A 13766-nucleotide genomic window follows, 5' to 3' on the forward strand; every position below is an offset into this window, starting at 1 on the left:
AGTCTTGACCCGCGCGCAACGGGGATGGCACATCCCCCCGTCGGCATCTTTCCGCTGCCCTTCGCGGGCTTCCGGCTGGATGACGACCGGGCCGGATGAGAAGGGCGCCCGTCGGCAACGACGTCGCCGGCTCCCGTCCCGGCAGCGGGAGTCCTCCCGCATGCCGGCCCGAGAGGGACTCACGACCTTGTGAACGGCCCTGTCCGGCGCGCTGGCACGCCGGGAGGGGTGGCCGGATGCGGTCAATCGAAGGTGGGAACGACGCACTCGCATGAAACTGGCGCTCATCACCCTGCTACCGTTTCTCGGAGCCGTCTTCCCCGTCTTCTCCATTCGATCCGGCCGTAATGCATGCGCCAGTCTCGCGGGGGCGTTCACGCTCGCCGCGCTCGTGCTGCTCCTGACCGAGGTGCCCGCCGTCTACCGGGGCGAGGTACCGGCCTGGAGCGTCGAGTGGCTGGCGCCGGTCGGTCTGCGCTTCTCCTTCTTCGTCGACGGCCTCGGCCTGTTCTTCGCCGCGCTCATCCTCGGCATCGGCCTGCTCATCATCCTCTACGCCCGCTTCTATCTCGACCGCCGGGATCCGATGGGCGTGTTCTATACCTATCTCCTGCTGTTCCAGGGCGCCATGGTCGGCATCGCCTTGTCGAACAACATCCTGATGATGCTTGTGTTCTGGGAGCTCACCTCGCTCTCGTCGTTCCTGCTCATCGGCTACTGGCGGCACTTGCCCGAAGCGCGCCAGGGCGCCCGCATGGCGCTGGCGGTGACCGGCGGCGGCGGGCTATGCCTCATCGCCGGCATGCTCATCCTCGGCCAGATCGCCGGCAGCTACGAGCTCACGGAGATCCTCGCGCGCGGCGAGATCATCAAGGCATCTCCGCTCTACGGCCCGGCGTTGGTGCTGATCCTCCTCGGCGCCTTCACGAAGTCGGCACAGTTTCCCTTCCATTTCTGGCTGCCCCACGCCATGGCGGCGCCGACGCCGGTCTCCGCCTACCTGCACTCGGCCACCATGGTGAAGGCGGGCGTCTTCCTGCTGGCGCGCCTGTGGCCGGCGCTCGCCGGCACCGACATGTGGTTCCTCACAGTCACGTCGGCGGGCCTCGTCACCATGATCGTCGGAGCCTGGATCGCCATCTTCAAGGACGATCTCAAGGCCCTGCTTGCTTTCTCCACCGTCAGCCACCTCGGCCTCATGGTGATGCTGCTCGGCTTCGGCACACCCATGGCAGCCATCGCCTGCGCCTTCCACATCCTCAACCATGCCACCTTCAAGGCGCCGCTTTTCATGAGCGCCGGCATTGTCGACCACGAGGCGCACACACGCGACATCCGTCGCCTCGGCGGTCTCATGACGCTGATGCCGATCACCGCTACGCTCGCCCTCGTCGCCGCCGCGTCCATGGCGGGCATCCCGCTCCTCAACGGCTTCCTGTCAAAGGAGATGATGCTGGAGGAGGCGTCGCACACCGCCTACGCCGGCACGGCCTGGCTCGTCCCCGCGCTGGCCACGCTCGGCGCGCTCCTTTCGGTCGCCTATTCGGCCCGCTTCGCCATCCGCACCTTCCTCGGCCCCGTCCGGGACGACTATCCGCACCACCCGCACGATCCGCCCTTCGGCATGTGGCTGCCGGTCGCCGTGCTCGTCGTCCCGGTCGTCGCCATCGGCCTTCTGCCGGCCATCGCCGAGCCCGTCGTCATCCGCACGGCGACGGCGATCGTCGGCGGGCCGCTGCCGGAGTTCCACCTTGCCCTCTGGCACGGCCTGACGCCCGCGCTCTTCATGAGCCTTGTCGCGATCGCCGGCGGCGCGGCACTCTTCGCGGCTTTCGACGCCGCCAACAGCCTGCGCCTCTCGCTGCCGCGGCCGGAAGCCAAGCGCCTGTTCGACAGGACGATCGGCGCGCTCGTCCTCGCCTCGCGCCGCTTCATCGACGCCTCGCACGCCGGGTCGCTGCAAGCCTATGCGGGCGCCACCATCGTCGCTGTCGTCACCGTTGGCCTCGTCGCCTTCTTCGATGCGCCGCACGGCGCCGGCGAGCGAGTGCCCATGGCGGTCAACCTGCCGGCCGTCATCGCCTGGGCCGTCCTTCTCGGGGCGGCGCTCGCCATCGTCCTGCGCCATGCGGACCGGCTGCTGACGCTCGTCCTCACCAGCGTCATCGGCCTCATCGTTTCGCTTGCCTTCCTGCAGTTCTCGGCACCCGATCTCGCCCTGACGCAGATCTCCGTCGAGGTGGTGACCACGATCCTGCTGCTGCTCGCGCTCAACCTCCTGCCGAAGGAAACGGTGCTCGAGAAGGGCCTCGGCGTGCACCTGCGCGACGGGGCAATCGCCCTCGTCGCCGGACTTGGCATCGCCGGCATCGCCTATGCCGTGATGACGCGGGACTTCACCACCATCTCCGATTTTCACATCGCCCAGTCGAAGCCCGGTGGCGGCGGCACGAACGTGGTGAACGTGACACTGGTCGACTTCCGCGGCTTCGACACTTTCGGTGAGATCATCGTGCTCGGCATCGCCGCCCTGACGATCTTCGCCCTGCTCGACAACGCGCTGCGCGGAGCGGCGGCCCGCCGCCTCGATGCCATGCGGCAGGGCGAAGAAGGCAAGGACGCGCACCCGCTCATCCTCGTCGTCGCCACGCGCGTGCTGCTGCCGCTCGCCCTCACCGTCGCCGCTTACATATTCCTGCGCGGTCACAACCAGCCCGGCGGCGGCTTCATCGCCGGCCTGATCGTCGCCATCGCCTATATCATGCAGTACATCGCCAGCGGCTACACCTTCGCGGCCGACCGCGCCCGGGTGGACGCCCAGGCCATGATCGGCGCCGGCATCATCGTCGCCGGCCTTACCGGCATCGGCGCGTGGCTCTTCGGCGCGCCTTTCCTCACGAGCACCTTCGGCTATGTGCACCTGCCCGTCGTCGGCGAGTTCGAGCTTGCCTCCGCCATGGGCTTCGACACCGGCGTCTTCCTCACCGTGGTCGGCGCCGTGATGCTGTCGCTCGCGCAGATCTCCCGCGTCGAGCAGCGGGCCGAGCGCGAGCCGGTGCCGGAGGGGCCCATGGACATCAAGCTGAAGCCGGAGGAGATGCCTCTGCCGGTGCCGGCCGCCACGGAAGGAGCGGGCGAATGAGCATGGAATTTCTCCTCGCCAGCGCCATCGGCACGCTCACGGCGGCGGGCGTCTACATGACTCTCAGGGCGCGCACCTTCCCGGTCATCATCGGGCTCGCTCTCCTCTCCTATGCGGTGAACCTCTTTCTCTTCGCGATGGGCCGGCTCGTGGTGGACAAGCCGCCGATCATCCACCCCCTCGCCACCACCTATACGGATCCGTTGCCGCAGGCGCTGGTGCTGACCGCCATCGTCATCTCCTTCGGTATGACGGCGCTCATTGTCGTCCTGGCCTTGCGCAGCTTCCTCGAGACGGGATCGGACAACGTCGCCATGCGAGAGATGAACGAAGGCGCGAATATCGAATCCCGTGGCGGGGAGGCGTCCCGATGAGCCACTGGATCGTCGCCCCCACCCTGCTGCCGGCGTTGACCGCCGCCTATCTCATCCTGTTCGCGCGCAACGACATCTTCCACCAGCGCATTGTCTCGATCGCCGCGACGCTAATGCTCGTCCTCCTCACCTTCGGCCTCTACCAGCTGGCCGGCGATGGCGAATCGCGTGCCTATCTGCTCGGCAATTGGCCGGCACCCTTCGGCATCGTGCAAGTGCTCGACAGGCTGTCGGCCATGATGCTCCTGCTGACGGCCTGTCTCGCCTTCATCGTCGTCGTCTACGCCATTCACGGCTGGGATCGCCGCGGCCGCTATTTTCACGCCCTCTTCCAGTTTCAGCTGCTCGGCATCAACGGCGCCTTCCTGACCGGCGACTTCTTCAACCTCTTCGTCTTCTTCGAAGTGATGCTGATCGCCTCCTACGGCCTCATGCTGCACGGCGGCGGGCCGCGCCGGCTCAAGGCCGGCTTCCAGTACGTCACCATCAACCTCATCGGCTCGACGCTCTTCCTCTTCGCCGTCGGCATCATTTATTCGGTCACCGGCACGCTCAACATGGCGGATCTGGCCGTGAAGGCCGGCCAAGTTGCCGCGGGAGACATCGCGCTTCTTCGCACTGGCGCGCTCCTGCTGTTCATGGTCTTCGCCATCAAGGCGGCACTGGTGCCGCTGCACTGGTGGCTGCCGACGACCTATGCCGCCGCCTCGGCGCCGGTCGCCGCGCTCTTCGCCATCATGACCAAGGTCGGCGCCTATTCCGTCCTGCGCATGTACGGCCTCGTCTTCGGTACCGATGCCGGGCCGTTGGCTCTCGTCGCGGCACCTTGGGTTATTCCCGCCGCCATCGTCACCCTGGCCATCGGCGCCATCGGCGTCCTCGCCAGCCGCACGCTTCTCGACCTCGTCTGCTTTGCCGTCGTCGCCTCGATGGGCACGCTGTTGATCGCCGTCGGCCTCTTCGACCAGGTCGGCGTCGCCGCCGCCCTCTACTATCTCCTGCACAGCACCCTCGCCGGCGCGGCGCTCTTCCTCCTTGTTGATCTCATCGCCGTCCGGCGCGGCCGGGCGCGCGACCGGCTGAATGCCGCTCCCCCCTTCCCGCGCGACTCCGTCTATGGCGGGCTGTTCTTCCTCGCGGCCATAGCCATGGTCGGCCTGCCGCCCCTGTCGGGCTTTCTCGGCAAGCTGCTCATCCTCGACGCGACGCGCGAGACCGCCCATGCTGGCCTGATCTGGACCATCGTGCTCGGTAGTAGCTTCATCATGCTCGTCGGCTTCGCCCGGGCCGGCAGCGTGCTCTTTTGGAAGAGCGCCGCCCAGCCGCCGCAGGAGCAAGAGGATGAGCCGAAGCGCCGGGCGCTGCCGACGATGGCCGCCGGCGCCCTCGTCGCCGGCATGATCCTGCTGTCGGTCTTCGCCGCGCCCGTCTCGCGTGCCGTCACGGAGACGGCGCAGCAGGCACTCGACACGCGCGCCTATGTCGAGGCGGTGCTCGGCACCATCAAGACCGCCCGCGCGACGGGACTTTGAGCCATGCGCAAGATCCTCGTCCCCCATCCCATCCTGACCTTGTTCATCACGCTCGTCTGGCTGCTGCTCGCCAATGACTTCTCGGCCGGCCACGTGGTGCTCGGGCTGATTCTCGGCATCGGCATTCCCCAGATCACCAGCGTCTACTGGCCGGAGCGACCGAAGATCGGCGCGCCGCTCGTGATCGTCGAATACGTGCTGGTCGTGCTGTGGGATATCATCGTCTCCAATGTGCAGGTCGCCCGGCTCGTCCTCTTCCACCGGGGCGACGCCCTGCGCTCCACCTTCATAACCGTTCCGCTCGAGCTCACGGCACCAGAGGCGATCACAACGCTCGCCGGCACCATCACCATGACGCCGGGCACGGTCAGTACCGACCTGTCCGCCGACGGGCGGGCGCTGCTCGTCCACTGCCTCGATGTCGACGACCCGGCCGGCACCGTGGCCCAGATCAAGGCCCGCTACGAGGCCCGGCTGAAGAGGATCTTCGAATGATCACGCTCGCCTGCCAGATCGCGCTCGTCGCCATCGGGCTTTCGGTGGTGCTCAACGTCTACCGCATCGTCGCAGGGCCCGACGTGCTCGACCGCATCCTCGCCCTCGACACCATGGTGATCAACGCCATCGCGCTCATCGTCGTCATCGCCATGCTGTTCGAGGCGCCGACCTATTTCGAGGCAGCGCTGCTCTTCGCCATGGTCGGCTTTCTCACGACGGTGTCGTTCTGCAAGTACCTGCTGCGCGGCAACGTGATCGAATGACCCCCGGCAAGGGACGGACCGATGCCCATCGTCGCTGAATTCCTCATCGCCGCCCTCATCGTCGTCGGCGCCTTCTTCCTGCTCGTCGGTTCCTTCGCGCTCGCCAAGCTGCCGGACATGATGCGCCGCCTGCACGGCCCCACCAAGGCGACGACTCTCGGCGTCGGCTCCATCCTCATCGCCTCGATGGCCTATGCGGCGGTGGTGCGCGGCACCCTGTCCATTCACGAACTGCTCATCACGCTCTTCCTCTTCCTGACGGCACCGGTGACAGCCTTCATGGTCGCCAAGGCGCATATCCTGCGGGACAGGCGCGAGCGCGCAAAGCTGCCGCCCACCGGCAGCGAGAAGGGGTGGGCGACACTCGACCCCTCCCCGGGCTCGACGGACGAGCTAGCTGGCTTCGAGCGCAAGTAAGGACAACCACGGGCCATCTCTTTCATAGATGGCAGGGATCGTCGAAAACCATTTTTCCTGATGGATGGCATGGCGCTATCGTTCGTCCATTCCCGAGTGAACGGACCGATATCATGCAGCGCCTCCACCTCCCGCACCCTGTCATCCAGGCCCCGATGGCGGGCGGCGGCGACACGCCCGCCCTCGTCGCGGCAGTAAGCGAGGCCGGCGGCCTCGGCACGATCGGCGCCGCCTATCTGTCGCCGCAGCAAATCCTCGATGCGGCCGCCGCCGTGCGTGCGGCGACGACGCGTCCCTTCGGCATCAACCTGTTCGCGCCCCTGCCTGCGCCGCAGACCCCAGCCGAGGCGGAAGCAGCGGTTGCCGCCGTCGCTCCCTTCTGTGAGGAACTGGCGCTGCCCGCGCCCGCGATGCCGAACGCTCCCGGCAAGACCTTTGCCGAGCAGGTGGAGGCGGTGCTGGAAAGCGGCGCGGGTCTCTTCAGCGTCACCTTTGGCCTGCCCGGCGCGGATGTTGTGGCGGCCGTCAAGGCGAAGGGCATGCTCTTTGCGGCGACGGCGACGACTGTCGAGGAGGCTCTGGCCGTTGAGGCCGCCGGCGCCGATATCGTCGTCGCCCAGGGCAGCGAGGCCGGCGGCCATCGCGGCACCTTCGCCGCGCCTTTCGAGCGCGCCATGATCGGCACCATGGCGCTCGTACCGCAGGTGGCCGACGCAGTGTCGATCCCTGTCGTCGCCTCCGGCGGCATCATGGACGGGCGCGGCATCGCGGCGGCCCTGGCGCTCGGGGCCAGCGCCGTGCAGATGGGAACCGCCTTCCTGACCTGCGCCGAGGCCGGGATCCCCGAGGCCTATCGCGAGGCCATTCTCTCGGCGAAGGAGGATGCCACAAGGGTGACCCGCGCCTTCTCTGGCCGGCCGGCCCGCGGCATCGCCAACCGGTTCATGGAGACGATCGACGCCAAGGGTGCGATCCTCCCCTTCCCGCTGCAGAACGCCCTGACACGGCCGATGCGCACCGCCGCCGCCAAGGCGGGGCGCTCCGAATACCTCTCGCTCTGGGCGGGCCAGGGCGTGCGCCTCGCCCGCCGCCAGGGCGCGGCGGAGCTCATGGCCCGGCTGGCCGCCGAGACAGCCGAGGCCATCGCGAGGCTCTCCAGCCGCAAGGCCTGATCAGGACGCGGCGTGGATGAGCCGGCCGGCTGCATAGGTGGCGCGGACGGCCCGATCGTCGCCAAGCGTCATGAGCACGAACAGCTCCTGCTCGAGGTTGCCGTCGATGCGGGCCATGCGGTTCGCCATCACCGGCGTCGCGTGTGCATCGAGCACCACCAGATCGGCGAAGGCCCCTGGCTCCAGCGTGCCGATCTCGCCGGCGAGGCCGAGTGCCGCCGCATTGCCGGCGGTCGCGAGGTGGAAGGCTTCCAGCGCGCTCCAGTTGCGGCCGAGGAGCTGCTGTACCTTGTAGCCCTCGGCGAGGGTGCGCAGCATGGAGAAGCTCGTGCCGCCACCGACATCGGTCGCCACCGCGACCCGCATGGCCGGCGCCTCGCGCGCCTGTCCCATGTCGAAGAGGCCGCTGCCGATGAAGAGGTTGGATGTCGGGCAGAAGACGGCGACCGAGCCGGTCTCGGCCATGCGCCGCCGCTCGGCCTCGGTGAGATGGATGCAGTGGCCGAAGAGGCTGCGCTCACCGGTGAGACCGAAACGATCGTAGACGTCGAGATAGCCGGCGGCCTCGGGAAAGAGCAGGCGCACCGTCTCGATCTCGGCGCGGTTCTCCGACAGATGCGTCTGCACGAGAAGATCGGGGTGCTCCCGCTTCAGCGTCCCGGCGGCCGCGAGCTGCTCCGGCGTCGAGGTGATAGCGAAGCGCGGCGTGATGGCGACGCGCTGGCGGCCGCGCCCATGCCAGCGCTCGATCAGCACCTTCGTCTCGTCATATCCGCTTTGCGCCGTATCCGTGAGCGCCGGCGGCGCATTGCGATCCATCATCACCTTGCCGCCGAGCATGCCCATGCCGCGCCGCTCGGCCTCGGTGAAATAGGCGTCCGCTGAAACGGGATGCACCGAGCAGAAGGCGAGCGCCGTCGTCGTGCCGTTGCGGGCGAGTTCGTCGAAGAAGAACGCCGCCTGCTCGGCCGCATGCGCGGCATCGGCGAAACGCTGCTCCTCGACGAAAGTGTATTTCTGAAGCCATTCGAGCAGTTGCGCACCGTAGGAGGCGATGACCTGCGTCTGCGGGAAATGGATGTGCGGATCGATGAACCCGGGCAGGACGAGCCCGTCCGGGTAATGATCGACCGGCGTATCGGCCGGCAGCGTCGCGAGAAGCGGGCTCGCCTCGCCGACGGCTGCAATGCGGCCGTCCCGCGCCAGCACCAGGCCATCGGCGAGATAGCGATAGCTCGCCCCGTCCGCCGCCCCGAGCGGCGGCGCAAGGAAAGTGAGGACGCGACCGCGCACGGCGCGCCAGGCGGGATCGGCCATGGCCGGAAGCTCCATTGTTCGTGCCGATCAGATTGACGCCGGCCGCTACCGGCGTCAAAGCCGTTCACGGGGGCGGATCAGTTGCCTTCTTCGGGCAGGCGCGGCAGCGGCAGCACCTCGATACCCTCCTCGTGAAGGGAACGCACTTCCTCGAGCGAGGCATCGCCGTAGATGGCGCGCTCCTCCGTCTCGCCCGCATGGATGCGCCGGGCCTCGTCGGGGAAGCGTTCGCCGACGTTCTCGGCGTTCTCCACGACGTGACGGCGCACCGCGCGCAGGAACGCGCGCATCTGCTGCTCCTTTTCCGACAGGAGCGCAACGGGCGCCGGGCCGGGCGGGCCGGCCGCCGGGGCCGGCGGAGGCGCCGTCCGGCCCTTGTCGGTGCGCTTCACAGCCGGCGCCATGATCGCCTTCGCCACCTTCGTGGAGCCGCAGTGCGGGCAGGCGACAAACCCGCCGGCGAGAAGCTTCTCGTAGGCCGCGCTGTCGGGGAACCAGCTGTCGAAGGCATGGTCCTTGTCGCAGACGAGGTCGTAGCGGATCATTTCACGCTCACTCCGGCGTCCGGACCGCGCGCTTCACGCCACGAGTAGCGGGTCGAGCCCGCCGCGGGCGTCGAGCGCATAGAGGTCGTCGCAGCCGCCGATATGCTGCTCGCCGATGAAGATCTGCGGCACGGTGGTGCGCCCGTCCGCCCGCTCGATCATCTCCTCGCGCAGCTCGCTGCGGCCGGTGATCTCGATCTCCTCGAACGGCAGCCCCTTGCGCTGCAGCAGATCTTTGGCGGCGCTGCAATAGGGACACCAGGACTTGGTATAGATGACGATGGGAGCCATACTCCTGCCTTACCTTCACGCGCGCCGGCCCGCGGCGCCTTTCCTGTCATATAGGGGTCATTCCCCGCCGACGACAACTCGCGCGAAGGCGAGCACGTCGACCCGCCGCGCTCCGGCACGCAGCAGCGCGCGGCTCGCCGCATTGGCCGTGGCCCCCGTGGTCAGCACGTCGTCGACGAGGACCACCGACCGGCCTTCGACCGCCACGCGCCGCTCCGGCGGCACCGCGAAGGCGCCCTGCAGGTTGCCCGCCCGCTGCGGCCGCGTGAGGCCCGCCTGCGGCCGCGTACGCTTGACGCGGCGCAGCGCCTCGGCCTCCCACGGCACGCCGGCGTGGTGGGAGACCACGCGGGCGAGCGCCGCCGCCTGGTTGAACCGTCGCGAGAAGAGCCGCGTGCGGTGCAGCGGCACGGGCAGAAGAACCTCTGCCCCGGCCAGGATCTCGCCACCCGCCGCACCATCATGCGGCCCATGGCTTCGGCGAGGTCCATCCGGTCGCCGTATTTCAGCCGGTGCACCATCTCACGCGCCGCGCCGTCGAACCGGGCGACCGCCCGCGCCCGGCCGAAGACGGGCGGGTCGGCAATGGCCGCCGGCGACAGGAGCGGGCCGCCAATGTCCACGGCGAAGGGCGTGCCGAGCCGCTCGCAGAACGGCCGCTCGATGAAGGCGAGGCCGCCCCAGCAGCGGGAACAGAGCGCGTGCGCCTCGGCCGTCGCCGCCCCGCAGGCGACACAGCGCGGCGGATAGAGGAGGTCCGCCAGCATCGTCCCGACCCGCCGGACGGAGCGCCGCAGGCGGACCGCGAGGGGCGAGCCAGCGATCTGGCTCATGGACGAACGGCCGGCGGAAAGCTTTGACCTTGCCGGCACAACGGCCCATAAGGCCGCAACGGATCACGCGCCATGACAAAGCCCCCCCAGATCTTCGACCGCCGGCAGCAGCGGCTGCGCCTGACGCGCGCCGAGCGCCTCGGCTATGCCGATTTCCTGCTGGCGCAGGTCTGCGACGAGCTTGCCGAACGGCTCGCGGCCGTCAAGCGCAGCTTTTCGCGCGCCCTCGACCTCGGCTCCCCGCACTGCGGCGCCGTCGCGACGCTCGCGGCAAGCGGCCAGGTCGAGCACGTCCTGCGCGCCGCCCCGGTTTTGTATCTTTCCCGCCCCGCCCTCTCCGGCGCGGCCGCGGTGGTGGCGGACGAGGAACTCGTCCCCTTCGCGCCGAAGAGCTTCGACCTCGTCGTCTCGCTGCTTGCGCTGCACGGCGTCAACGACCTGCCCGGCACGCTCGCACAGATCCGCCGCTGCCTCGTCGACGACGGGCTGTTCATCGGCTGCCTGTTCGGCGGCGGCACGCTGAGCGAGCTGCGCGCCGCCTTCGCGACGGCCGAGGCGGAGATCGAGGGCGGCGTCAGTCCGCGCGTCGCCCCCTTCGCCGATTTGCGCGATGTCGGCGCGCTCCTGCAGCGTGCCGGCCTTGCCCTACCGGTGACGGATGTCGACACGCTCACCGTGCGCTACGACAACGCTTTCGCGCTGATGCGCGACCTCCGGGCCATGGGCCTCACCAATACGCTGGCCGAGCGGCGTCGCACGCCCCTGCGGCGGGCGACCCTGATGCGCGCCGCTGCCATCTATGCCGAGCGTTTCGCCATGGCTGACGGGCGCATCCCGGCGACCTTCGACATCGTCTGGCTATCGGGCTGGGCGCCTCACGAGAGCCAGCAGAAGCCGCTGCGGCCCGGCTCGGCGAAGATGCGCCTCGCCGACGCGCTCAAGGGGCTGGAGCCGCCCGGAGAAGGCAAGGACGACTGAGCTCCCCGTGAAGCGGCGCATATGTCTAGCAGCAAGGGTCTTGCCAACGGCCGGCGGCTCACGTCTCATTCCCAGGAAACCGGCTTCGGAACGAGTTCCCGCCCGGGACGGGAGGAGGCGATGCACCCCTTCACCTTCAGCACGGCGAAAACGGTCGTCTTCGGGGCCGGCAGCATTGCCCAGATCGGCGACATCGTCCGCGACCAGCTCGGCGCGCGCGTCATTCTCGTCACCGACCGAGGCATCGTCGACGCGAAGCTGCACGAAGGTGCGCTCGCGTCCCTGGCGGCGGCGGGCATCGCCGTGACCATCTTCGACGGTGTGATGGCCGACCCGCCCGAGAAGGTGGTGCTCGCTGCGGCCGAACAGGCGCGGCGCGAAGGGGTGCAAGGGGTCATCGGCTTCGGCGGCGGCTCGTCCATGGACGTCGCCAAACTCGTGGCGCTGCTCGCCCGCGGCGAGGAGGAGCTCTCCTCGATCTACGGCGTCGGCCAGGTCAGGGGGCCGCGCCTGCCGCTGATGCTGGTACCGACGACGGCGGGCACTGGCTCCGAGGTGACGCCGATCTCCATCGTCACCACCGGCGAAGCGGAGAAGAAGGGCGTCGTCTCGCCCGTCCTCCTGCCGGACATCGCCCTGCTCGACCCGGAGCTCACCTATGCGCTGCCGCATCACGTGACGGCGGCGACGGGGATCGATGCCATGGTGCACGCCATCGAGGCCTATACCTCGGCGAGCGCCAACAACAATCCCGTCTCGCGCCTGCTCGCCAAGGAGGCGCTGAGGCTCCTCGGCGGCGACATCCGCTCGGCCGTGCGCGAGGGCACGCATGTGGAGGCGCGCGCCAACATGCTGCTCGGCGCCATGTTCGCCGGCCAGGCCTTTGCCAATTCGCCGGTCGCAGCCGTGCACGCCCTCGCCTATCCGGTCGGCGGCCATTACCATGTGCCGCACGGCCTCTCGAATGCGCTGGTGCTGCCGCACGTGCTGCGCTTCAACGCCGAGACCTGCGGCCGCGCCTATGCCGAGATCGCCCCATGCGCCTTTCCCTGGCTCGCCGAGGTGCCCGTGGCACGGCGGGCCGAGGCCTTCGTCGAGGCACTCACGCACCTGTGCGAGGAGGTCGGCCTCGCCCAACGCCTGCGCGACGTCGGCATCCCGCGGGAGGATCTCGCCCGGCTGGCGCATGACGCGATGAAGCAGACCCGCCTGCTCGTCAACAACCCGCGTCCCCTCAGCGAGGCCGACGCCCTCTCCATCTACGAGGCCGCCTGGTGAACCATTATCCGCCCGCGCCGGCCAAGGCCCGGCGGACGCGGCCCGGCCGCGCGGCCTATCGCCACTTCCACCCCATCGAGACGCGCTGGCACGACAACGACGCCTACGGCCACGTCAACAACGTGGTCTACTACGGCTATCTCGACACGGCGGTGAACCGCTTCCTCATCGAGAACGGCCTCATCGACATCGCCACGAGCCCGCACGTCTTCCTCGTCGCGGAAACCGGCCTCACCTATTTCGCGAGCACCGCCTATCCTGACACGCTCGAGGTCGGACTCGCGGTCTCCCGCCTCGGCCGCTCGTCCGTCACTTACGACGTCGCCGTGTTCCGCGCCGGCGCGGACGAGGCCGTGGCGCGCGGCCACTTCGTCCATGTCTATGTGGAACGAGACAGCCAGAGGCCTGTGGAAATCTCGGACAAGATCAGGATGGCGCTGCAGAAATTAGCCAGCCATTAAACAGCGACTAACATTTAGACGCGGATGGGCGGCAATAGCCGCCCATCCTTTCTAATGTTCAGGCTGCACGGTGACTGCCGTAGCGCTGTCGCGCAACATCGGCACTTCCAGGATGCAACTTGCCGGTATTTACTTCAGAAATCCGACCGCCATTGACGTCGTAATCAGCGGCGATTCGACTTTGCAATTCACCTGCCTGAATTCGCAGATGGATTTGAACTGCGTCTTCAAACGTTAACTTATAACTGGGCCTACGTGCCGTCATATAGCCTGTCCTTATATGAGGCCCATAGGGGGTTGACAGCGAACGCGAACACACGCAGTGTGCGTACGTGATCACATCAAGTTGCCCCAACAGGGCCGCTTCATTCAAGGCTCGCTCCGTTGCAGCGGAGCGAGCCTTCCCTTTTCGCGATATGGAATCGCTCTGATAATAATCAGATCGACTCGGAAACCTGTCAAGGTTCCGCTCGACTTTCCCGTTCTGGGAAAGTTCTCATCGCAATACCTTGGTAGGCTGGTTGCACTTCGATTGAGCGCTTTCGTTCATAAGAACGCGGCTAGGGTGTTGGATTAGAAGCGCATTTTTGCGCAGAGCCCTCAACGCATTCGCTCGCAAAAAGCAAAATGTGCAGATTGTGGATAGATTGGATAATCCAAAATCC

General features: G+C 67.9%; 13 protein-coding genes and 1 pseudogene. 10 read left to right on the top strand and 4 right to left on the bottom strand.

All coding sequences use genetic code 11. The features are described 5' to 3' along the window. Window positions 1–271: 271 nt before the first annotated feature. The 7 genes from ASC46_RS11555 to ASC46_RS11585 all read left to right on the top strand — a co-directional run bounded on the left by ASC46_RS11555 (window position 272) and on the right by ASC46_RS11585 (window position 7398). Entirely contained in the window at window positions 272–3142 is a 2871-nt protein-coding gene (locus ASC46_RS11555; RefSeq protein WP_055459467.1) for a monovalent cation/H+ antiporter subunit A, read from the top strand. A 2-nt stretch (window positions 3143–3144) separates the two neighbouring features. Beyond that, window positions 3145–3516, top strand: coding sequence for a Na+/H+ antiporter subunit C (locus tag ASC46_RS11560; protein WP_055459468.1), 372 nt, complete (start codon window positions 3145–3147; stop codon window positions 3514–3516). Then, window positions 3513–5048, top strand: a complete 1536-nt coding sequence (locus ASC46_RS11565; protein ID WP_055459469.1) for a monovalent cation/H+ antiporter subunit D — start codon at window positions 3513–3515, stop codon at window positions 5046–5048. Before ASC46_RS11560 ends, ASC46_RS11565 begins: the two co-directional genes overlap by 4 nt. Before the next feature lie 3 nt (window positions 5049–5051). Beyond that, on the top strand, window positions 5052–5543 hold the full coding sequence (locus tag ASC46_RS11570) for a Na+/H+ antiporter subunit E (protein WP_055459470.1): 492 nt from the start codon (window positions 5052–5054) through the stop codon (window positions 5541–5543). Further along, window positions 5540–5809 carry a K+/H+ antiporter subunit F gene (locus ASC46_RS11575; RefSeq protein ID WP_055459471.1) on the top strand — a complete coding sequence of 90 codons (270 nt, stop codon included), beginning with the start codon at window positions 5540–5542 and terminating at the stop codon, window positions 5807–5809. The genes ASC46_RS11570 and ASC46_RS11575 overlap by 4 nt, the downstream gene beginning before the upstream one ends. A 21-nt stretch (window positions 5810–5830) precedes the next feature. Further along, window positions 5831–6226 (top strand): Na+/H+ antiporter subunit G, encoded by a 396-nt coding sequence (locus ASC46_RS11580; protein WP_055459472.1) that lies wholly within the window; start codon window positions 5831–5833, stop codon window positions 6224–6226. 113 nt (window positions 6227–6339) lie between these two features. Next, window positions 6340–7398 (top strand): NAD(P)H-dependent flavin oxidoreductase, encoded by a 1059-nt coding sequence (locus ASC46_RS11585; protein WP_055459473.1) that lies wholly within the window; start codon window positions 6340–6342, stop codon window positions 7396–7398. Here the strand turns inward: ASC46_RS11585 and guaD are convergent, their stop codons facing one another. The 4 genes and pseudogenes from guaD to ASC46_RS11605 all read right to left on the bottom strand — a co-directional run bounded on the left by guaD (window position 7399) and on the right by ASC46_RS11605 (window position 10384). Next, window positions 7399–8715 (bottom strand): guanine deaminase, encoded by a 1317-nt coding sequence (gene guaD / locus ASC46_RS11590; protein ID WP_055459637.1) that lies wholly within the window; start codon window positions 8713–8715, stop codon window positions 7399–7401. It abuts the gene before it with no gap. A gap of 77 nt (window positions 8716–8792) precedes the next feature. Next, window positions 8793–9260: a DUF1178 family protein gene (locus ASC46_RS11595; protein WP_055459474.1), complete on the bottom strand. Its 468-nt coding sequence runs from the start codon at window positions 9258–9260 to the stop codon at window positions 8793–8795. Between the two features lie 33 nt (window positions 9261–9293). Beyond that, on the bottom strand, window positions 9294–9551 hold the full coding sequence (gene grxC / locus ASC46_RS11600; protein WP_055459475.1) for a glutaredoxin 3: 258 nt from the start codon (window positions 9549–9551) through the stop codon (window positions 9294–9296). A 57-nt stretch (window positions 9552–9608) separates the two neighbouring features. Then, window positions 9609–10384: pseudogene (locus tag ASC46_RS11605) on the bottom strand (ComF family protein). Window positions 10385–10456: 72 nt separating this feature from the next. Here ASC46_RS11605 and ASC46_RS11610 point away from each other — a divergent pair. The 3 genes from ASC46_RS11610 to ASC46_RS11620 all read left to right on the top strand — a co-directional run bounded on the left by ASC46_RS11610 (window position 10457) and on the right by ASC46_RS11620 (window position 13101). Beyond that, window positions 10457–11362, top strand: coding sequence for a class I SAM-dependent methyltransferase (locus tag ASC46_RS11610; protein WP_055459476.1), 906 nt, complete (start codon window positions 10457–10459; stop codon window positions 11360–11362). 120 nt (window positions 11363–11482) lie between these two features. Beyond that, the gene (locus tag ASC46_RS11615) at window positions 11483–12640 is read left to right on the top strand and encodes an iron-containing alcohol dehydrogenase (protein WP_055459477.1); all 1158 of its coding nucleotides are present in this window, start codon (window positions 11483–11485) and stop codon (window positions 12638–12640) included. After that, a complete protein-coding gene (locus ASC46_RS11620; RefSeq protein ID WP_055459478.1) occupies window positions 12637–13101 on the top strand; it encodes an acyl-CoA thioesterase in 465 nt (154 codons plus the stop codon). The genes ASC46_RS11615 and ASC46_RS11620 overlap by 4 nt, the downstream gene beginning before the upstream one ends. The last annotated feature ends 665 nt before the right edge of the window (window positions 13102–13766 follow it).

The organism is Chelatococcus sambhunathii (assembly GCF_001418005.1).
Lineage (GTDB): Bacteria > Pseudomonadota > Alphaproteobacteria > Rhizobiales > Beijerinckiaceae > Chelatococcus_A > Chelatococcus_A sambhunathii.